Genomic DNA, 19,409 nt, shown 5'->3' on the forward strand with positions numbered 1-19,409 from the left:
TTCTCGACGGTCAAACCCACGGGACTGGCCGATCCAAACCATCGTTCTGAACAGACTGGGCCTGCTGACTCTATGCGAATGCGCCTTATGTTACTGGGCGGCGGAAATGCCCTTGGGCAGGCGCTGATTCGCCTGGGTGCGGAGGAGGACATCGGTTTCCTCGCCCCCCGTCCGCCGCAAGACGGTTGGGATGCCGCGAGCCTCACGCAACTGCTCGACGACACCCGCCCGGATGCCTTGATCAACCTGGCTTACTACTTCGACTGGTTTCAGGCGGAGACGGTGAGCGAGGCACGCCTGAGTGCTCAGGAGCGCGCGGTCGAACGGCTGGCGGAGCTTTGCCAGCATCACAACATCATTCTTGCGCAGCCTTCGAGCTATCGAGTGTTCGACGGTTCCCGGGCCACCGCCTACAGCGAGAAAGACGAGCCGGTGCCCCTGGGGCTGCGCGGTCAGGCACTGTGGCGGATCGAGCAGAGCGTTCGCGCCACCTGTCCGCAGCACGTCTTGCTGCGTTTCGGCTGGTTGCTGGACGACAGCTCCGACGGCATTCTCGGGCGTTTCCTGGCCCGGGCCGAATCCCCGGAAGAACTGTTGATGGCGGACGACCGTCGGGGCAATCCGACCCCGGTGGACGACGCCGCGCGGGTGATCATCTCGGTGCTCAAGCAGCTCGATTGTGCCGCGCCGCTGTGGGGCACCTATCACTATGCCGGCCAGGAAGCGACCACGCCCCTGGCTCTGGGCCAGGCGGTGCTGACGGAAGCACGGCAACTGCACCCGCTGGCCATCGAGGCCCCGACTGCCCAGGCCCATGCCGCCTGTGGCGATGCTGCCGAAGAACCGCAGCACGCGGTGCTGGCCTGCAAGAAGATTCTTCATACCTTCGGGATCAAGCCGCGCGCCTGGCGTGCCGCGCTCCCGGCCTTACTGGATAGGTTTTATCGTCATGGCTGATGGCCCTGTATTGATCACCGGCGGCGCCGGTTTCATTGGTTCACACCTGACCGACGCCCTACTCGCCAAGGGCTACTCGTTGCGGGTGCTGGACGACTTGTCCACTGGCAAACCGAGCAACCTGCCGCTGGACGACCCGCGGGTAGAACTGATCGAGGGCGACGTCGCCGACGCGGGGTTGGTGAGCCGTGCCATGCAAGGCTGTTGCGCTGTGGCGCATCTGGCGGCGGTGGCCTCGGTACAGGCCTCGGTGGACGATCCGGTGCAGACTCACCAGAGCAATTTCATCGGCACCCTGAATGTCTGCGAGGCCATGCGCCAGTGCGGCGTCAAGCGGGTGTTGTTCGCCTCCAGCGCGGCCGTGTACGGCAACAACGGCGAAGGCCAGTCCATTGATGAGGACACGGCCAAGGCGCCGCTGACCCCTTATGCGGCGGACAAGCTGGCCAGCGAGCATTATTTTGATTTCTATCGGCGCCAGCATGGCCTGGAACCGGCGATCTTCCGCTTCTTCAATATCTTCGGTCCGCGTCAGGACCCTTCCTCGCCCTATTCCGGGGTCATCAGCATCTTCAGCGAGCGGGCCCAACAGGGGCTGCCCATTACCGTGTTCGGCGATGGCGAGCAGACGCGGGACTTTGTTTACGTCGGTGATCTGGTGCAGGTGCTGGTGCAGGCCATGGAGGCACCGCAGCTGGAAGTGGGGGCGGTCAACGTCGGCCTGAATCAGGCCACCACCCTCAAGCAGATGCTTGCGGCCCTGGCCGAGGTGGTCGGCGAATTGCCGGCCATCAGCTACGGTCCGGCCCGGGCCGGTGACATCCGTCATTCCCGCGCCAGCAACCAGCGTCTGCTGCAGCGCTTCACGTTTCCCGAGCCGACTCCGATGAGTGTCGGCCTCGCCCGCCTGATGGGGCGCTGAGGGAAAGTGCAGGCATGAAAAAGGCGCCTTTCGAGGCGCCTTTTTTTATTGTCGGCGGGCTTAGAACTTGTAGCCCAGACCCACCATGTAGACCCAAGGATCAACGTCGACATTGACCTTGGCACGGGTGCCGGCGGCCAGGGCGTTGTTATCCACGTACGCACGGGTATCGATATCGATGTAGCGCACCTGGGCGTTGACCATGATCTTGTCGGTCAGCATGTAGTCGGCACCGACCTGCCAGGCCAGGCCCCAGGAGTTCTTGGCGCGGAAATTGTCGAAACCTGCGGCCTGGGCGCGGCTGCCGACGTGCTCGTCGTAGATCCAGGTGTAGTTGATACCGGCACCGACGTAGGGCTGGAACGCCGATTTGCTATCCAGCGGGTAGTACACAACGCTCAGGGTCGGCGGCAGGTGTTTGAGGGTACCGAGCTTGCCGTTGGCGGCGGCCAGGGAGGTGTCCTTGATCTTCACATCGTGTTCGAACGGAGTGGCGGCCAGCAGTTCGATACCGACGTTATTGGTCACCATGTAGGCGAAGTTCAGACCCAGCTGAGTGTCGCTGCTCATGGTCGCCTTGCCGCCCAGGTTGGCGCCGGCCAACGGGCCGCTGTCGACCTTGACGTCGGAGCTGTTGGCTTTTGGATTGACGGTAATGGCACCGGCGCGGATCAGGATATCGCCAGCTTCATGGGCGTTGGCAATCGGGGCGGCGAGTGCGAGCGCGATCAGGGAAGCGCTAAGCAGAGACTTGTGCATGGGAGCTCCAAAGGACGATTCAAATTGGCTATGTCCAATGGTAAGGATCGTCAAGTTGACTGCCTTGACTCAGCTCAATGAAATGGCGAACCCCGGTGGCAGGGCTGAACTATTCTTTTGTTCTGCACTCTTTTGGCCTGGTGCCCGAACCCTGTCCGAGCCGGCACCGCTGCTGCACTCACTCCTGCAACTCATAGACATAGATCTTCTGCGCCGCCATCTGGTAGCCGGCGTCCGCCAGCTCGCTGGTAGAGGGTTTGACCTGCATGGCGCCCTCGATCCAGTAAGGCTGATACAGCTCGTCGAGCTTTACTCCGAGCTCGCTGGTGACGTGGACGATCTGGTTCGACGGCGGGGGTGGCACGTGGATGCAGGCGCCGAAGTAGGGCACCAGGAGAAATTCCGTGGTGCGGCCTTCCTCGTTTACTTCCAGGGGCACTATATAGCCGGGCAGGCGCACCGTCTGGCCGTCCAGGCTCTTCACCACCGGCGCATTGGGCAGGTCCTGCTTGGCGGCGGGGGCCGATTCGGCGGCCAGTGCATCGCTCATCTGCGACAGGTCGTGCAGCGGCTGCATGTTCGGCACTTCCGGCGGCGCGTCCGGCGGGATCATTTCCGACCAGGTCAGATCCTTCGGCGCTCCGGCCGCCCACAACGGCGTGGCGATCAGCAGCGACAGGGCAAGCAGGGGGCGCAGCAGGCGTTGGGCTTTCATAAAGCGGTGCTCATAAACGAATCGACAGGCCATCGGCCAGGGATTGCCGGTAGGCGCGCCAGGCCGGCACGCTGCCCATCAGCAGCGCGGCGATCAGGATACCGCCCAGCAACGTCCACTCATACTGGCTGGGCCAGGACAGCGGCAGGTACAGGCCGTAGTTCGATTGCACGTAGCCCTGGGCCAGGGCGATGCCCAGGTACAGCAGGCCCAGACCGGCCAGGACCCCGAACAGTGCCAGGGCAAAGGCTTCTAGTACCAGCAATGTTGCAATATGCCAGGGACGGGCGCCTACCGAACGCAGGATGGCCATCTCCCGGCGACGCTCGTTGAGGCTGGTGAGGATTGCCGTGAGCATGCCGATCAGGCCGGTAAGAACCACGAACAGCGACACCACGAACAAGGCTTTCTCGGCGGTGCCCATCAGGCTCCAGAGTTCCTGCAGGGCCACGCCGGGCAGGATCGCCAGCATCGGCTCGCCGCGAAATTCGTTGATCTCCCGTTGCAGGGCGAAGGTCGAAATCTTGCTGTTGAGGCCAAGCATGAAGGCGGTGATTGCCTGGGGCGTCAGGTCCAAGTTGCGCGCCTGATCGGCAGTAATACGACCGTCGCCACGGGCCGGCACACCGTTGTGCCAGTCGATGTGGATCGCCTCCATACCGCCCAGGCTGATGTGCAGCGTGCGGTCCACCGGAGTACCGGTGCGCTTGAGGATACCCACCACGGTGAAGGGTTTGTCGTCATGCTTGACCAGGCTGATGGCCGCCACGCCGTGGGCCAGCACCAGCTTGTCGCCAAGTTTGTAGTGCAGGGCATCGGCGACTTCGGCCCCCAGTACCACCTCGAAAGGATCACTGGCGAAAGCCCGGCCCACGGCCAGTTGCAGGCTCTGCTGATGACCGTACTGGTAGTGCTGGAAGTAGGCCTCGGTGGTGCCCATGACCCGGTAGCCACGATGGGAGTCGCCCAGCGAAATCGGGATCGCCCACTTCACCTTAGGGTTGTTGGCGAAGTGCTCGAAGCTGTCCCAGCGGATGTTGTTGGTGGCGTTGCCGATGCGAAACACCGAGTACAACAGCAGGTTCACCGAGCCGGAGCGGGCGCCGACGATCAGGTCGGTGCCGCTGATGGTGCTGGCGAAACTGGCCCGGGCTTCGGTGCGGACCCGTTCCACCGCCAGCAGCAGGCAGACCGAGAGAGCAATGGCGAAGGCGGTGAGGATCGCGGTGAAGCGGCGGTTAGCCAGGCTGGCCATGGCTAGACGGAACAGATACATCTCAGACCTCTGCGGGCGTGGCGGCGCGATTGAGTTCGGCCAGCGACAGGTTGCGATCAAACAGCGGCGCCAGGCTCTGGTCATGGCTGACGAACAGCAGGCTGGCTCCAGCCTCACGGCACTCGGCGAAGAGCAGTTGGATGAAAGCTTCCCGGGCGTCGTAGTCCAGCGCCGAGGTGGGTTCGTCGGCGATCACCAGCTCTGGCTGGCCGATCAGGGCCCTGGCGGCGGCGACCCGTTGCTGTTGGCCGATGGACAGCGAGTCGGCACGACGGCCGAGCAGGTCGGGGTCCTTCAGACCCAGATGGGCCAGCAAAGTGGCAGCCGCCTGATCGACGCTGCCGTGGCGCTGAATGGCGCGGCTGGCCCGCAGCCTGGAGAAGTGGCAGGGCAGTTCGACGTTCTCGCGTACCGAGAGAAACGGCAGCAGGTTGAACTGCTGGAAGATGTAGCCGGTGTGATCGACGCGAAAGCGGTCACGTGCTCCGGCGGCCAGCTCGGTCAGCTCCTGGCCCAGCAGGCGGATGCTGCCCTGATTGGGTTTCTGTACCCCGCCCAGCAAGCCCAGCAGCGTGGTCTTGCCGCTGCCGCTGGGGCCCTTGAGGAACAGTGTTTCGCCGGCTTCCAGGCGGAAACTCGGGATGTCCAGCAACTGAGGGTGGCCGGGCCAGCTGAAGCCCAGGTCGGACAGTTCGATGAGTGCTTGGGTCATGTTGGGCCGATCATGCAGTGAGTGGTGTAGCCGCCGCTGGAAGCCGCGGCTACAGGCGCAGCGCTTAGAACTTCAGGGTGGCAGCCTTGGCGGTGGCTTCGACACCTTGCTGGCCGTTTGGCGAAATCAGTTGTACCTGAATTTTCTGGGTGGCGGGGAAGGTCTTGAAGACTTGTCCCAGGTCGAGGTGCTTCAGGGCGTCCGGCTTGGCGCAGGTGAACTGGTAGTGAGCGTGGATCTCGCTGTGTTCGTGGTGATGTTCATGACCTGCCGCGTCCTTGTCATCGTCATCGTGGTCATCGGCTTCGGGCTTGTCGCCGAACAGCGGGCTCTCCAGTTCCTGTTTGGCCACTGTGCAGGCGGCGGCCTTGGGCAGGCTGAACAGCACCAGGGGCTGTTCCAGTTGAGTGCGGGCGGCAGCGACCTTGGCCTTGTCGGCGTCGGTGCTGGGGGCGTGTTCGAACCCCACCAGGTTCATCGCCGGGCTTTCCAGTTCCAGCTCCAGGGCCTGGCCGTCGAGCACCGCGTTCAAACGGGCCACGCCGTGTTCATGGGCGCCGAGGCTGCCGTGTTCATGCTCGTGATCATGGGCTTGCGCGGCCTGGGCAACGGCCAGCGGCAACAGGGCGAAGGGCAGGGCGAGTAGCAGACGGCGCATAGCAAGTCTCCAGGGCGAAGATGAAATAAATGTTATGTGATCTTATAACAATAGGCCGCAGAGTTTGACCGCCTGCTTGGCGTTGCGCAAGACGCGTGGGAGCATGCTCGTCAGAAAAATGTGGGAGCACAGCGATGTTGCGGATTCGTGGAAGCATCGGCGATTGGCCGGTGGATTTGACCCTGGAACTGGACGAAGGCGATTGGGCGCAACTGGGCGCGCAGTTGCAGGCGGCCAAGCCTGAAAGTGTCGCGGCAGCTACCCGGCCGGCCAGTCAGGACGATGCGTTGTGGCAGACCGCCAAGGATCTGTTGCGCAAGGCGGGCCAGATCAGCGGGCCCGAGTTGCTGGAGCAGTTGCAGGGGCTGACCGGCAGCGCGGCGGCGGGCAAGCGTTTGCTGGTGCGCTTGCGCCACTGCGCCGAGGTCAAGGTGATCAGCGGCGCCGATACGCCGCTCTACAGCTGGGTGCAATGATCCTGTAGGAGCCAGCTTGCTGGCCAATGGGTTCTGTCTGTCAGAACCCTTTCGCTGGCAAGCCAGCTCCTATATCAGCCGGCAGATCAGTCTCAGTACAGCGCGGCGAACAGTTTGCGGCGATACGCGGTCACCAATGGGTGATCGTTGCCCAACAGGTCGAAAACTTGCAGCAGGGTCTTGTGGGCAATGCCTTCGTTGTAGCTGCGGTTGCGCATGAAGAGTTTGAGCAAGGCTTCCAGCGCCGCTTCGTATTGCTGGCGGGCCAGTTGCTGGATCGACAGCTGGTAGGTTGCCTCGTCATCCAGCGGGTCCTTGGCCAGGCGCGCCTTGAGGTCGGCGGCATCCGGCAGGTCCGCGGCCTGCTTGAGGAAGGTGATCTGCGCCTTGGCACCGGCCAGGGCGGCCTTGTGTTCATCGCTCTTGACCGCGTCGAGCACGGTCTGGGCTTCGCCCAGTTCGCCGCGCTCGGCCAGGCAGCGGGCGTAGAGAATCAGGGCCTTGGCGTTGCTGTTGTCTTCCCCCAGCAGCACTTTGAGGAGGGCCTCGGCGTCGCCGATCCGGCCGTCGCTGAACAAGGCTTCGGCCTGCTCCAGCGGGTCGGCGGCAGGGGGTGGCGGCATCTGCACATGGGGTTCGAGCATCGCCCGTACTGCGGATTCCGGTTGTGCGCCGGCAAAGCCGTCCACCGGTTGACCGTCCTTGAACAGCACCACGGTGGGCAGGCTGCGGATGCCGAAGCGGGCGACGATGTCCTGCTCGATATCGCAGTTGACCTTGGCCAGCAGCAACTCGCCCTGATAGCTCTCGGCGATCTGTTGCAGCATCGGCATCAGCGCCTTGCAGGGCGCGCACCATTCTGCCCAGAAGTCCACCAGGACCGGTTTGTGGAAGGAATTCTCGATCACCGACTGGTCGAAATCAGCGGTGCGGGCGTCGAAGATATACGGCGTGTCCTGACTCATGGGGTATCTCGAATAAGCGGGAATGGAACCACTATAAAGTTGCGCGAAGTAGATCGCTATTGCCCGTGGCAGCCGGGTCGCCGGTGAATGGCCGCTGCGCGTGATACAGGCTCACATTGCGAAACTCCCAAGGCTCGGCCAGGTCAGGCAGCGTCAGGGCGTTGAGCATTTCCAGGCGCTGATACAGCGGGTGCTGGAAGTCCCTGACCCGGGAATCCGCCACCAGGGCTTCGCGGCCGCGGCTGAGGAATTCATCCAGCAGCGGCAGGTTGGCTCGGTCATAGAGCACGTCCGCCACCAGGATCAGGTCGAAGCGATCAGCCTCGGCGAAAAAGTCCGTTGAATAGCTCAGATCGACGTCGTTGAGTGCGGCGTTGGCACGGCAGGCGGCGATGGCCAGTGGGTCGAGGTCGCAAGCCACCACTTCCAGGGCACCAGCCTTGGCCGCGGCAATCGCCGCCACCCCGGAGCCGGCACCGAAGTCCAGCACCCGCTTGCCTTGCACCCAGTGCGGGTGTTCGGCCAGGTAACGGGCCAGGGCCAGGCCGCTGGCCCAGCAGAAACTCCAGTAAGGCGGTTCATGGAGAATGCGTCGGGTTTCTTCCGGGGTGAAGGCGCGGTCCATGTTCTGGGCGTCGATCAGCCAGAGTTTCAGGCGCGTGTCGGGCAGCTCGCAGGCCACCAGTTGCGCATCACCCAGCAGCTCGCTGAGGGCGTCTTGCAGGTCGAGCGGTACCTTCATGGGGCTTTGACGAATTGCAGTGGTCCCAGGGCCTGGGTGGTGGGTTGGTCGATGCGTACTGCCGGCAGGTGCAGGATCAACTGGCCGGATTGGCTGGCGCGGCCGCGCAGTTCGACCCGGGCGCCGGCGGGGAAGGCGTCGGGAGCGAAACGCAGGCGAAAGGGCAGAGCCTGGTTGGTACCGGTCAAGTTGTTGCTGGCCAGCAAGCGTTGCGGACGGCCGCGCTCATCGATTACCAACAGCGCCAGTTCGACGTTGGCGCCGGCCGGCACCCCGTCGAGGGTACCGCTCAGTTCGCGCTGGTAGGCCGGCAAGGGCCCAAGATCGGCAGGTTCCTGATTTTTTTGCGTGGTCTGTTGCTGTGAAGAAGAGGGGGCCGCAGGTTTTGGGGCATCGCTGCTGCAAGCGACCAGCAGGCTGACGAGACTGAGCAAAACGAGCGGTCTGAGCGGCATCTGAAGCTCCAACAAGGCGAATGTCCATGTGCGAAACATAATAGTCGGTCTGTATACCGTAAAGGCTATGGCTTGTCTTGCCAGTGGGATGCGCTACCATGGCCCTCCCTTTTTTTGTTGCCTGCCACCATGCACTGTCCCTTCTGCGGTGCCAACGACACCAAGGTCATCGACTCGCGTCTGGTCGCCGAGGGCGAACAGGTGCGCCGCCGGCGTGAATGCCTGGCCTGTGGTGAACGTTTCACCACCTTCGAAACTGCCGAACTGGTGATGCCGCGCCTGATCAAGACTGACGGCAGCCGTCAGCCCTTCGACGAAGAAAAACTGCGCGCCGGCATGCAGCGCGCCCTGGAAAAACGCCCGGTCAGTGTCGAGCGTCTGGAGGCGGCGCTGGTGCACATCAAGCATAAGCTGCGGGCCACTGGTGAGCGCGAAGTCAAATCCCTGGTCGTGGGTGAACTGGTGATGACCGAGCTGCAGAAGCTCGATGAAGTCGCCTATATCCGTTTCGCTTCGGTCTATCGACGTTTCCAGGACCTCAACGAATTCCGCGAAGAGATCGACCGTCTCGCCCGCGAGCCGGCCAAGCAATGAGCCTGTCCCCGGAGCAAGCGGTACTCGACGCGCACTACATGGCCCGTGCCTTGGAACTGGCGCGCAAGGGCCGGTACTCCACCCATCCCAACCCCCGCGTCGGCTGTGTCATCGTTCGCGACGGCCAGGTGGTAGGCGAAGGCTGGCATGTGCGGGCTGGTGAACCCCACGCTGAAGTCCATGCCCTGCGTGCCGCCGGGGAACTGGCCCGTGGCGCCACGGCCTATGTGACTCTCGAGCCTTGCAGCCATCACGGCCGCACACCGCCTTGCGCCGATGCCCTGGTCAATGCCGGGGTGGCGCGGGTGGTTGCGGCGATGCAGGACCCGAACCCGGAAGTGGCCGGGCGCGGCTTGCAGCGTCTGGCCCAGGCCGGCATCGACACCCACAGCGGAGTGCTGGAAGCCGAGGCCCGGGGGATCAACAAGGGTTTCCTGAAACGCATGGAGCACGGCCTGCCTTATGTGCGGGTCAAGCTGGCGATGAGTCTCGACGGTCGCACTGCCATGGCCAGTGGCGAGAGCCAATGGATTACCGGGCCAGCTGCCCGCTCCGCGGTGCAACGTCTGCGGGCCGAATCTTCGGTGGTGCTGACTGGTGCCGACACAGTGCTGGCGGATGACGCCCGGCTGACCGTACGCGCCGCTGAGCTGGGCCTGGACCCTGAGCAGACTGCCCTGGCCATGAGTCGCCCACCGCTGCGGGTGTTGATCGATGGCCGTTTGCGGGTGCCTCTCGACGCGCCGTTCTTCAAGGCCGGACCGGTGTTGGTGGCCACCTGTGCGGCCGTGGAAGAGCAATATGCCAACGGCCCGGAGTGCCTGATCGTTCCCGGCCCCGATGGCCAGGTCGACCTGCATCGCTTGCTGTTGGAGCTGGCCGCCCGTGGCGTCAATGAAGTGCTGGTGGAAGCCGGCCCGCGGCTGGCGGGAGCCTTTGCCCAGCAGGGGCTGGTGGACGAGTACCAGATCTTCGTCGCCGGCAAGTTCCTCGGTTCCTCGGCGCGGCCGTTGCTGGACTGGCCGCTGGCGCAGATGAGCGAGGCACCGTTGCTCAAGATCATTGAAATGCGTGCAGTGGGCGATGACTGGCGAGTCACTGCCATCCCGACCCCGCCAGCGAGCGTATAATTCCCGACTTTCGCCTACCCGGCGGCCCTGTTCTCGAGGAGGACTCCATGTTCACCGGCATCATCGAATCCATCGGCAGCATTCGCGCATTGACCCCAAAAGGCGGAGATGTGCGGGTCTATGTAGAAACCGGCAAGCTTGATCTGGCCGACGTCAAACTGGGCGACAGCATCGCGGTGAACGGCGTCTGCCTGACCGCAGTCGAGTTGCCGGGTGACGGTTTCTGGGCCGATGTCAGCCGCGAGACCCTCGATTGCACGGCCTTCCATCAGTTGAAAGCCGGCAGCCGGGTCAACCTGGAGAAAGCCCTGACCCCGACCACCCGCCTGGGCGGTCACCTGGTCAGCGGTCACGTCGACGGTGTCGGCGAAGTGGTGGCGCGGGAAGAAAATGCCCGGGCCATTCAGTTCCGCATCCGCGCACCGAAAGAACTGGCCAAGTACATCGCCCATAAAGGCTCGATCACCGTCGACGGCACCAGCCTGACGGTCAACGCGGTCAATGGCGCCGAGTTCGAGCTGACCATCGTGCCCCACACCCTGGCGGAAACCATCATGGCCGACTACCGGCCGGGTCGGCAGGTCAACCTCGAGGTCGACCTGCTGGCGCGCTACCTGGAACGCCTGCTGTTGGGTGACAAGGCTGCTGAAGCCACCACCGGCAGCAGCATTACCGAAAGTTTTCTGGCCGCTAACGGCTATCTCAAATCCTGACTCAAGGGGGTGCCGCGTGGCGCTCAACAGCATCGAAGAACTGGTTGAAGACATCCGCCAAGGCAAGATGGTCATCCTCATGGATGACGAAGACCGCGAGAACGAAGGCGACCTGATCATGGCCGCCGAGTGCTGCAAGGCCGAGCACATCAACTTCATGGCCAAGCACGCCCGTGGCCTGATCTGCATGCCCATGAGCCGCGAGCGCTGCGAGCTGCTCAAGCTGCCGCTGATGGCGCCGCGCAACGGTTCCGGCTTCGGCACCAAGTTCACCGTCTCCATCGAGGCCACCGAAGGCGTGACCACCGGCATCTCGGCCGCTGACCGTGCGCGTACCGTACAAGCGGCAGCGGCCAAGGACGCCAAGCCCGAGGACATCGTCAGCCCGGGTCACATCTTCCCGCTGATGGCCCAACCCGGCGGTACCCTGGCCCGTGCCGGCCACACCGAAGCCGCCTGCGACCTGGCGCGCATGGCCGGTTTCGAGCCAAGCGGGGTGATCTGCGAAGTGATGAACGACGACGGCACCATGTCCCGTCGTACCGAACTGGAAGCCTTCGCCGCTGAACACAACATCAAGATCGGCACCATCGCCGACCTGATTCACTACCGGATGATCCACGAACGTACCGTTCAGCGGATTGCCGAGCAGCCCCTGGACAGCGAACTGGGCCAGTTCAATCTGGTGACCTATCGTGATTCGGTGGAAGGCGACGTGCACATGGCCCTGACCCTGGGCGATATCTGTGCTGAAGAGCCGACCCTGGTGCGCGTGCATAACATGGACCCGCTGCGCGACTTGCTGATGGTCAAGCAGCCGGGCCGCTGGAGCCTGCGCGCGGCCATGGTCAAAGTGGCCGAGGCCGGCAGTGGCGTGGTGCTGTTGTTGGGTCACCCGCTGGATGGCGATGTACTGCTGGCGCACATCCGTGAAACCGCGGAACACCAGCCGGTGAAGAAACCCACCACCTACAGCATCGTCGGTGCCGGTTCGCAGATCCTTCGCGATCTGGGCGTCCGCAAAATGCGCCTGATGAGTGCGCCGATGAAGTTTAATGCGATATCCGGTTTCGACCTGGAAGTTGTAGAATACGTGCCCTCCGAATAAAAGCCGGTCGTTTCCGGCTTGAAATTCGCGGTTCAAATATCACTGAAGAGCGTGTGCTAGACACGCTCTGGCTCTTTAAGAGATTTGTCGAATGACCCTGAAGACCATCGAAGGTACCTTCATCGCCCCTAAAGGCCGCTATGCCCTGGTGGTCGGCCGTTTCAACAGCTTCGTCGTCGAAAGCCTGGTCAGCGGCGCGGTTGACGCCCTGGTTCGCCATGGCGTGAGCGAAAGCGACATCACCATCATCCGTGCCCCTGGCGCCTTCGAAATTCCGTTGGTCGCGCAGAAAGTCGCACAGAAGGGTGAATACGCGGCGATCATCGCCCTGGGCGCGGTCATTCGTGGCGGTACTCCGCACTTCGAATACGTAGCCGGCGAATGCACCAAGGGCCTGGCCCAGGTGTCCATGGAGTTCGGCGTGCCAGTGGCCTTCGGCGTGCTGACCGTTGATTCGATCGAACAAGCCATCGAACGTTCCGGCACCAAGGCCGGCAACAAAGGGGCCGAAGCTGCCTTGTCCGCCCTGGAAATGGTCAGCCTGCTGGCGCAGTTGGAGGCCAAGTGATTAGCGACGATAGCGATCGTTTCAACCCGCGCGATCCCAAGCCTGCCAACGCCGGCAAGCCATCCAAGAGCGCCAAGCGTCGCGAAGCCCGTCAGCTCGCGACCCAGGCGCTGTACCAATGGCACATGGCCAAGCATTCGCTGAACGAGATCGAAGCGCAGTTTCGGGTCGACAACGATTTCACTGACATCGACGGCGCCTACTTCCGGGAGATCCTGCACGGAGTTCCGGCCAACAAGAACGAGATCGACAACGCGCTCGTGCCTTGCCTGGACCTGGCCATCGATGAGCTGGACCCGGTTGAACTGGCGGTCCTGCGGCTGTCCACCTGGGAACTGCTCAAGCGCGTCGACGTGCCGTACCGCGTTGTGATCAACGAAGGTATCGAACTGGCCAAGGTTTTCGGTTCCACCGACGGCCACAAGTTCGTCAACGGTGTTCTCGACAAGCTGGCCCCACGCCTGCGTGAAGCTGAAGTGAAGGCGTTCAAGCGCTGAACCGCGCTTGCAGCTGCCATGGGCGAGTTTGAGCTGATCCGTAACTTCTTCGCTGCCGCGCCTTGTGCGCAAGGCGGCGAGGGTGTTGCCCTGGGGATTGGTGACGACTGCGCCTTGCTGGCGGTTGCTTCGGGCGAGCAGTTGGCGATTTCCACCGACACCCTGGTGGCCGGTGTGCATTTCGCCGATCCCTGCGACCCCTATCTTTTAGGCCAACGCTCCCTGGCGGTGGCTGTCAGCGATCTGGCTGCCATGGGCGCCACCCCGCTGGCCTTTACCCTTGCCCTGACCCTGCCGACGGTAAGCGCCGATTGGCTGCAGGCCTATGCCCGTGGCCTGAACGCCATGGCCCAGAGTTGCGATGTGCGCCTGATCGGTGGCGACACCACTCGTGGCTCGCTGACCTTGACCCTGACCGTCTTCGGGCGAGTGCCCGCAGGCCTTGCCCTGACCCGCAGTGGTGCCCGTGTGGGTGATTTGCTCTGCGTCGGCGGTGAGCTGGGCAATGCCGCCGGAGCCCTGCCGCTGGTCCTGGGCCAGCGCAGCGCTGATGCAAGCATCGCCGCCCCCTTGCTGGCTCACTACTGGTCACCGCAACCGCAATTGGCCCTGGGCCAGGCACTGCGGGGCAAGGCCACCTCGGCCCTGGATATCTCCGATGGCCTGCTGGCCGATTGCGGGCATATCGCGGCCGCTTCGAAGGTCGCCTTGCAGGTGGAGGTGGAGAAACTGCCACTGTCGCCAGCATTGTTGAGCTTTCTTGGAGAACAGGGTGCCCGCGCTGCGGCCTTGAGTGGCGGCGATGACTATGTCCTGGCCTTTACCTTGCCGCCTGCCGAGCTGGCGCCGCTGTTGGCGGCTGGTTGGCCGGTGCAGGTGGTGGGGCAAGTGGTGGCCGGGCAGGGTGTGACCCTGCTGGACGCCGGCGGCCAGGACATCACCCCCGGCACCCGGGGTTATCAACACTTTGCGGAGACACCGTGACAGATCATCCCAAACAGGTTCCGGCGGAGTTCGTACCGCCGTCGGTCTGGCGTAATCCCTGGCATTTCCTGGCGTTCGGTTTTGGTTCCGGCACCTTGCCCAAGGCGCCAGGCACCTGGGGCTCGCTGGTTGCACTACCCTTTATCCCGCTGTGGCAGATGTTGCCGGACTGGGGCTACTGGCTGATGCTCGGCGTCACCATGCTGTTCGGCTTCTGGCTGTGCGGCAAGGTCGCCGACGATCTGCGGGTGCATGACCACGAAGGTATCGTCTGGGACGAAATGGTCGGTATGTGGATCACCCTGTGGCTGGTGCCCGAGGGCTGGTACTGGCTGTTGGCGGGGTTTTTAATGTTCCGTTTCTTCGACATTCTCAAGCCGTGGCCGATTCGCTGGGTCGACCGGCATGTGCATGGCGGTGTCGGCATCATGCTCGATGATGTGCTGGCTGGCGTGTTTGCCTGGTTGGCGATGCAAGGGCTGGTGTGGTGCTTCAACTGAGGAATTAGGCATGGATGTCTGCCGCGTGCTGCTGGTGTTGCTGGTTGCCTGGAGCTGTTGCAGCGTCCGGGCCGGCGAGCTGCAGGCGCCATCCGGGCAGATTCGCATCGCCAGTGAGGTCTGGAGCGAATACACCGAGGCCGACGGCGATGGGTTGGCCTGGGCCATCCTGCGCGAAGTCTTCGAGCCCGTGGGAATCACCATCGAGCGTTGCAGCGTGCCTTATACCCGTTCGGTCGGGTTGGTGCAGCGCGGCGAAGTGGATGCACAGGTTGGGGCTTATCGCGACGAATCGCCGGGCGTGCTGTACCCGCACTGGAACTACGACACGGACCACATCTACGCCCTGGGCCTGGCGAGCAGTCCGGAACTGAGCCTGGCGACGCTCGGCAGTTACCGGCTGGTCTGGGTGCGTGGCTACAAGTACCAGGACTACCTGCCCAATGTTCGCCGCTACAACGAGATCCGGCGGCGTGTCGGTATCCTGCCGATGCTGCTCTACAGTCGCGCCGACTACTATATCGATGCCCAGACCGAGATCGATTATGTGCTGAGCCAGGCTCAGGACCCGAGCCAGTTCAAGCGCACCCATTTGGCCGAGCTGCCGCTGTACCTGGGGTTTGCCAGTAATCCCCGGGGCCGGGAAATGCGCGAGCTGTATGACCAGCGCATGGCGCAGTTGGTGAGTACAGGGCAATTACGGCCAATCTTCGAGCGTTGGAAGCAGCCTTATCCCTTTGATGGGAGTCCGCGTCCGGCGGTCCGTTGATCAAACTTATCGATCTTTATCTCCGATAATTCAGCCTAAGCGTGCAGTGGAGGCTGCTGTTACAATGCCGCCTCTGCGAATCTCCAGTCCTCATACAGATCAGGAGCACAACAGTGCCCGTCGTTTTTGTTGCCGCTTCCAAGCTGCCTACGCCTTTTGCGCAATTCACCATGCATGGTTTTCTCGATGAAGCCACCGGTCGCGAGCACGTGGTGCTCAGCCTGGGGGACATCGCCGATGGCGCGCCGGTTCTCGGTCGCCTGCACTCCGAATGCCTGACCGGCGACGCCCTGTTCAGCCAGCGTTGCGATTGCGGCTCGCAGCTGGAAGCCGCCCTGCGGGCCATCGCCCGGGAAGGTCGCGGGGTGCTGCTGTACCTGCGTCAGGAAGGTCGCGGTATTGGCCTGCTGAACAAGATCCGTGCCTATGAGCTGCAAGATGGTGGCGCCGATACCGTGGAAGCCAACGAGCGCCTGGGCTTTGCCGCGGATCAGCGTGACTACGGCATGTGCCTGCCGATGCTCGAGCATCTGGGGGTCAAGTCCCTACGCCTGATGACCAACAACCCGCGCAAGGTCAAGGCGTTGACCGAGATGGGCATCCAGGTTGCCGAGCGGGTGCCGCTGCACACCGGGCACAACCCCCACAACAAGCTGTACCTGGCGACCAAGGCCAGCAAGCTCGACCACATGATGGGCAACGAGCACCAGGGCGAGGTCGACCGCGCGTGACTCGGGGTCAAGTCAAACGGCGTCTGACCGTTAGCTGGTGGCAATACCTGGCCCTGGCCTTGCTGCCGCTGTTTGTGATCAACCTGGTGTTTGGTCAGGGCGAGGCCTTGATGCCAGTGCTGGCGATGCCATTCTTTATCGCCGGTACGGCCTCGATGTTCGTCAGCCTGCGTTTTTTCAACGGCTACAAACATGCCTTGATCGCCGCTGGCAAGGCCCTGGATACCCCTGAGGAACCTGCCGCCTGGATCACCCTGGCGGCCCGTCGTCGTGCCGCCTTCCTGGCGGCATCCTTGCCAGCCTGGATCGGTGCCCTGGCGGTGTTCGTCGGCCTGGAAGCGGTGCCGCTGATGCTCCTGGCCCTGTCCACCGCAGTGCTGTTCTACCTCTACCGTATTCCTCGTCAGCTCGGCTGATGTGGCGCTGGCTGGCGGTCCTGTGCCTGCTGGTCGGCACACCGGCACTGGCGGCGCAGCGGGTGGTCAGCCTGGCGCCGTCACTCTCGGAAATCGTCGTCGAGCTGGGGGCTTCCGACTTGCTGGTGGGCGTGCTGGATGCCGGTGAGCGGCCGGCACCGCTCAAGGACCTGCCTTCGGTAGGGCGTTACGGCCAGTTGGATATCGAGCGTCTGCTGAGCCTTCGACCGGATTTGCTTTTGCTCTGGCCGGGCAGCGTCGGCCCGGTCCAGCGCGATCAGCTGGCGCGCCTGGGGATCCCCACTTATGTCGCCGAGCCTCATGACTTCAAGCAACTGACGGCGCAGATCACCGAAATCGGCGAGCGTCTGGGGCGCTCGGCGGCCGCTCGTAAACTGGCCGCCGAGTTGGACGGGCAACTGGCCGGTTTGCGTGCCCGCTATCACCGCGAACCGGCATTGCCGGTGTTCTACCAGGTCTGGGACCGGCCGCTGTATACCGTGGGCGGTGGCCAGATCATCAGCGAAGCCCTGAGCGTCTGTGGCGCCCGCAATGTGTTTGCCGACCAGTCGTTGCCGGCGCCCCAGGTCAGCATCGAATCGGTGTTGCAGCGTAATCCGCAGGCGATCCTGGCCACCGCCCAGGGGCAGTTGGATGCCTGGAAGGCCTGGCCGCAGATCGCGGCGGTGCAGCAGGGGCGGCTGTTGCTGGTGAGGGACAAGGGGCTGGAGCGACCCAGTGGGCAGATGATCGCGGCGACGGCCAAGCTCTGTGCCTTGATCGCGCCTGAGCGCTGAGCCCCTTCGGCGGATCTTACAGCTCGGGCGTCCAGGTCACGCCGAGCATCCAGGTGCGGCCTTCGGTGCGGTAGCCATAGTCGCCGCCTTGGTAGCTGTAGAGCGCTCGGGAGTAGGACTTGTCGAAAAAATTGTCGAGCTTCAGGTCCAGTTTGATCTCGCGATTGACGGTCCAGCTGCTGCGCAATCCAACCAGCCCATAGCCGCCGAGTCGCGCCTGCTTCTGCGGAGCTTGATCTTCACGGCTATCGCTTACCAACTGCCAACTGGCGCCCAGGCCCAACTGCTCGAACTGCCGGTCCAGATCCAGGTTCAGGGTGCGCCTGGCTCGGCGTGGCAGTTGCTCTCCGCTCTGACGGTTGCGTGGGTCGATGATGGCGGCGCCAAGGCTGCTCTGCCAGCCGAACCACTCCTGCTTCAGGGCCGTTTCCAGGCCATTGATCCTCGCCGAGCCGATGTTCTCCGGGCGCTGCGCGCCGAAGTCGAAGATGATCGCGTCCCTGATGTCGGTACGGTACACCGATGTTTCCAGGCGGCTGCTTGGCGTCAGTTGGCTGCGCCATTGCAGTTCGTAGCTCCTGGAGTGCTCCGGCTTGAGGTCCGGGTTGCTGAAGCCTGGGTAATACAGGTCGCTGAAGTTCGGCGCACGGAAGCCTTCGCTGTAGGACAGCAGCAGGTCGTTGTCCGGATTCAGTGGCAGGGTCAGGGTGCCGCTCCAGGTGTTCTGGCTGCCGTACTGCTGGTTCTGGTCACGGCGCAGGCCCAGTTCGGTGGAAAAGCTCTCGCCTTGAAACCGATGCTGGATAAAGGCTCCACGATTCCAGCGGCTGTCTTCGGCGAAGTACAGCGGGGTGCTACCGATGAAAAAGGCCGGCCCGGTATTGAGTCGGTCCTCATACCAGTCGGCGCCAAGGATCAGGCTGTGCTGCGCATTCAGGCGCAGATCGTTTTGCCAGGCGAGCGAGTCGCGGTAGGTGTTAAACACGCTGTTTTGGTCGCTGAGCTTATCGCTCTTGAGGTCGCGGTTCTCGCTGTGGCCCAGTTCCAGTCGAGACTGCCAGTGATCATTAACCATTGCATCGATAAAGCCGCTGACGCTGCTGACGGTGAAGTCGGTGTAAAGATCCTGCTCCGGGCCGAACGGGTTGTCATAACGGCTGCGGCCTCGGTTATCCAGCAGGTTGAAGCCCACTTCCAGGTCGTCGCTGAGGGCATGGCTGAGGGTGAAGCTGAGGGATTGGTTGCGGTAGCCATCGTGATCCGCATCGCTGGGGTAGGAGGCGTGGGTCCAGTCGATTCCGGCACTTTCATCCAGGTTGGCGCCGAGGCTGAAGCGGGTCTGGGCGTCGCCGCCGGAAAGGCCCAGGCTGCGCTCCCAGGTCTGGTTGCTGCCAGCGGCGACGCGCATGCGCCCATGCAGTCCCGACTCGGCGCCGCGCCGGGTGAAGATCTGGATCACCCCGCCAATGGCGTCGCTGCCGTAGATCACCGAGCGCGAGCCGCGCAGCACTTCCACTCGCTCGATCTGCTCGACGCTGATGAATTGCAGATTGCTGTCGCCGGAGGATGAACTGCTGATGCGCTGGCCATCCACCAGCACCAGGCTCTGGGCCGAGTTGGTGCCGCGAATGAAAATGTTCGGCAGGTTGCCGCGTCCGCCGCTCTGGGCAACCTGGACCCCGGGCACCCGTTGCAGCAGGTCGGTCAGGCTGGTGGGTTGCAGGCGGTCGATATCTTCCCGGGTGAATACCGTGTTCGCCGCGCTGCTGTCGTTGCGCGCCTGTACCTGGCGGTTGGTGCTGATCAGTGTCTCGGACAGTTTCAATGCCTGATCGCGCCCGAGACTCTCGGCCAGGAGTTCAGTGCAAGGCAGGAGGCAAAGGGGCAGGGCAAATCGAGCAAGTTGCATGGCTATTCCATTAGCGCACTGCGGCCTTGACCGCGTACAGCGAAAGGTCGGGTCTT

At 63.3% G+C, this 19,409-nt stretch carries 24 protein-coding genes; 15 read left to right on the plus strand and 9 right to left on the minus strand.

Translation table 11 applies throughout. The annotated features are described in order from the left end of the window. The first annotated feature begins 72 nt into the window (after nt 1-72). Together J5M73_RS19150 and J5M73_RS19155 are read left to right on the plus strand one after the other, a co-directional pair. On the plus strand, nt 73-957 hold the full coding sequence (locus J5M73_RS19150) for a sugar nucleotide-binding protein (protein ID WP_102865279.1): 885 nt from the start codon (nt 73-75) through the stop codon (nt 955-957). Continuing rightward, nucleotides 950-1,879, plus strand: a complete 930-nt coding sequence (locus J5M73_RS19155; protein ID WP_102865280.1) for an NAD-dependent epimerase/dehydratase family protein — start codon at nt 950-952, stop codon at nt 1,877-1,879. Before J5M73_RS19150 ends, J5M73_RS19155 begins: the two co-directional genes overlap by 8 nt. 60 nt (nt 1,880-1,939) lie before the next feature. On the opposite strand, the gene J5M73_RS19160 is transcribed toward J5M73_RS19155, so the two are convergent. The 5 genes from J5M73_RS19160 to J5M73_RS19180 form a co-directional block, all read right to left on the minus strand. Next, nucleotides 1,940-2,638, minus strand: a complete 699-nt coding sequence (locus J5M73_RS19160) for an OmpW family outer membrane protein (RefSeq protein WP_041120027.1) — start codon at nt 2,636-2,638, stop codon at nt 1,940-1,942. 178 nt (nt 2,639-2,816) lie between these two features. Continuing rightward, nucleotides 2,817-3,338, minus strand: a complete 522-nt coding sequence (locus tag J5M73_RS19165; protein ID WP_102865508.1) for a DUF3299 domain-containing protein — start codon at nt 3,336-3,338, stop codon at nt 2,817-2,819. A gap of 25 nt (nt 3,339-3,363) precedes the next feature. Then, nucleotides 3,364-4,629, minus strand: coding sequence for an ABC transporter permease (locus J5M73_RS19170; protein WP_102865281.1), 1,266 nt, complete (start codon nt 4,627-4,629; stop codon nt 3,364-3,366). Nucleotide 4,630: 1 nt separating this feature from the next. Then, nucleotides 4,631-5,341 (minus strand): ABC transporter ATP-binding protein, encoded by a 711-nt coding sequence (locus J5M73_RS19175; protein ID WP_102865282.1) that lies wholly within the window; start codon nt 5,339-5,341, stop codon nt 4,631-4,633. A 64-nt stretch (nt 5,342-5,405) separates the two neighbouring features. Then, entirely contained in the window at nt 5,406-5,999 is a 594-nt protein-coding gene (locus J5M73_RS19180) for a DUF2796 domain-containing protein (RefSeq protein WP_102865283.1), read from the minus strand. Nucleotides 6,000-6,133: 134 nt separating this feature from the next. On the opposite strand from J5M73_RS19180, the gene J5M73_RS19185 reads away from it, so the two are divergent. Continuing rightward, on the plus strand, nt 6,134-6,475 hold the full coding sequence (locus tag J5M73_RS19185; RefSeq protein WP_102865284.1) for a hypothetical protein: 342 nt from the start codon (nt 6,134-6,136) through the stop codon (nt 6,473-6,475). A 92-nt stretch (nt 6,476-6,567) separates the two neighbouring features. Here the strand turns inward: J5M73_RS19185 and trxA are convergent, their stop codons facing one another. Genes trxA through J5M73_RS19200 form a run of 3 tightly spaced genes read right to left on the minus strand, consistent with a single transcriptional unit; the run spans nt 6,568 to nt 8,637 of the window. After that, nucleotides 6,568-7,440, minus strand: coding sequence for a thioredoxin (gene trxA, locus J5M73_RS19190; RefSeq protein ID WP_102865285.1), 873 nt, complete (start codon nt 7,438-7,440; stop codon nt 6,568-6,570). A gap of 31 nt (nt 7,441-7,471) precedes the next feature. Continuing rightward, a complete protein-coding gene (locus J5M73_RS19195) occupies nt 7,472-8,182 on the minus strand; it encodes a 50S ribosomal protein L11 methyltransferase (RefSeq protein ID WP_102865286.1) in 711 nt (236 codons plus the stop codon). Beyond that, nucleotides 8,179-8,637 (minus strand): hypothetical protein, encoded by a 459-nt coding sequence (locus tag J5M73_RS19200; RefSeq protein ID WP_102865287.1) that lies wholly within the window; start codon nt 8,635-8,637, stop codon nt 8,179-8,181. Before J5M73_RS19200 ends, J5M73_RS19195 begins: the two co-directional genes overlap by 4 nt. Nucleotides 8,638-8,766: 129 nt before the next feature. Here J5M73_RS19200 and nrdR point away from each other — a divergent pair, with 129 nt between their 5' ends. From nrdR to J5M73_RS19260, 12 genes are all read left to right on the plus strand, one after another. After that, a complete protein-coding gene (gene nrdR / locus J5M73_RS19205) occupies nt 8,767-9,231 on the plus strand; it encodes a transcriptional regulator NrdR (RefSeq protein WP_019095943.1) in 465 nt (154 codons plus the stop codon). Then, nucleotides 9,228-10,361, plus strand: coding sequence for a bifunctional diaminohydroxyphosphoribosylaminopyrimidine deaminase/5-amino-6-(5-phosphoribosylamino)uracil reductase RibD (gene ribD, locus J5M73_RS19210; protein WP_102865288.1), 1,134 nt, complete (start codon nt 9,228-9,230; stop codon nt 10,359-10,361). The genes nrdR and ribD overlap by 4 nt, the downstream gene beginning before the upstream one ends. Before the next feature lie 47 nt (nt 10,362-10,408). Continuing rightward, nucleotides 10,409-11,074, plus strand: a complete 666-nt coding sequence (locus J5M73_RS19215; RefSeq protein WP_102865289.1) for a riboflavin synthase — start codon at nt 10,409-10,411, stop codon at nt 11,072-11,074. A 16-nt stretch (nt 11,075-11,090) separates the two neighbouring features. Then, complete coding sequence (gene ribBA, locus J5M73_RS19220; RefSeq protein WP_102865290.1) at nt 11,091-12,182, plus strand: bifunctional 3,4-dihydroxy-2-butanone-4-phosphate synthase/GTP cyclohydrolase II; 1,092 nt, start codon at nt 11,091-11,093, stop codon at nt 12,180-12,182. Between the two features lie 91 nt (nt 12,183-12,273). Then, the gene (gene ribE, locus J5M73_RS19225) at nt 12,274-12,750 is read left to right on the plus strand and encodes a 6,7-dimethyl-8-ribityllumazine synthase (protein WP_003185938.1); all 477 of its coding nucleotides are present in this window, start codon (nt 12,274-12,276) and stop codon (nt 12,748-12,750) included. Next, nucleotides 12,747-13,247: a transcription antitermination factor NusB gene (gene nusB / locus J5M73_RS19230; RefSeq protein ID WP_102865291.1), complete on the plus strand. Its 501-nt coding sequence runs from the start codon at nt 12,747-12,749 to the stop codon at nt 13,245-13,247. Before ribE ends, nusB begins: the two co-directional genes overlap by 4 nt. A gap of 18 nt (nt 13,248-13,265) precedes the next feature. Further along, nucleotides 13,266-14,231, plus strand: coding sequence for a thiamine-phosphate kinase (gene thiL / locus J5M73_RS19235; RefSeq protein ID WP_102865292.1), 966 nt, complete (start codon nt 13,266-13,268; stop codon nt 14,229-14,231). Beyond that, nucleotides 14,228-14,731, plus strand: coding sequence for a phosphatidylglycerophosphatase A (locus J5M73_RS19240; protein WP_102865293.1), 504 nt, complete (start codon nt 14,228-14,230; stop codon nt 14,729-14,731). The genes thiL and J5M73_RS19240 overlap by 4 nt, the downstream gene beginning before the upstream one ends. Nucleotides 14,732-14,741: 10 nt before the next feature. Beyond that, nucleotides 14,742-15,500 carry a transporter substrate-binding domain-containing protein gene (locus J5M73_RS19245; RefSeq protein ID WP_207815984.1) on the plus strand — a complete coding sequence of 253 codons (759 nt, stop codon included), beginning with the start codon at nt 14,742-14,744 and terminating at the stop codon, nt 15,498-15,500. Nucleotides 15,501-15,613: 113 nt separating this feature from the next. Beyond that, nucleotides 15,614-16,231 (plus strand): GTP cyclohydrolase II, encoded by a 618-nt coding sequence (gene ribA, locus J5M73_RS19250; protein ID WP_102865295.1) that lies wholly within the window; start codon nt 15,614-15,616, stop codon nt 16,229-16,231. Further along, nucleotides 16,228-16,647 (plus strand): MFS transporter, encoded by a 420-nt coding sequence (locus J5M73_RS19255; RefSeq protein ID WP_102865296.1) that lies wholly within the window; start codon nt 16,228-16,230, stop codon nt 16,645-16,647. Before ribA ends, J5M73_RS19255 begins: the two co-directional genes overlap by 4 nt. Continuing rightward, nucleotides 16,647-17,444 (plus strand): cobalamin-binding protein, encoded by a 798-nt coding sequence (locus J5M73_RS19260; RefSeq protein WP_207815987.1) that lies wholly within the window; start codon nt 16,647-16,649, stop codon nt 17,442-17,444. The genes J5M73_RS19255 and J5M73_RS19260 overlap by 1 nt, the downstream gene beginning before the upstream one ends. 16 nt (nt 17,445-17,460) lie before the next feature. Here the strand turns inward: J5M73_RS19260 and J5M73_RS19265 are convergent, their stop codons facing one another. Continuing rightward, nucleotides 17,461-19,353 carry a TonB-dependent receptor gene (locus tag J5M73_RS19265; RefSeq protein WP_207815988.1) on the minus strand — a complete coding sequence of 631 codons (1,893 nt, stop codon included), beginning with the start codon at nt 19,351-19,353 and terminating at the stop codon, nt 17,461-17,463. Nucleotides 19,354-19,409 lie beyond the last annotated feature (56 nt).

The sequence above is a fragment of the Pseudomonas sp. 50_B genome, from assembly GCF_017491625.1.
GTDB classification, from domain to species: domain Bacteria; phylum Pseudomonadota; class Gammaproteobacteria; order Pseudomonadales; family Pseudomonadaceae; genus Aquipseudomonas; species Aquipseudomonas danubii.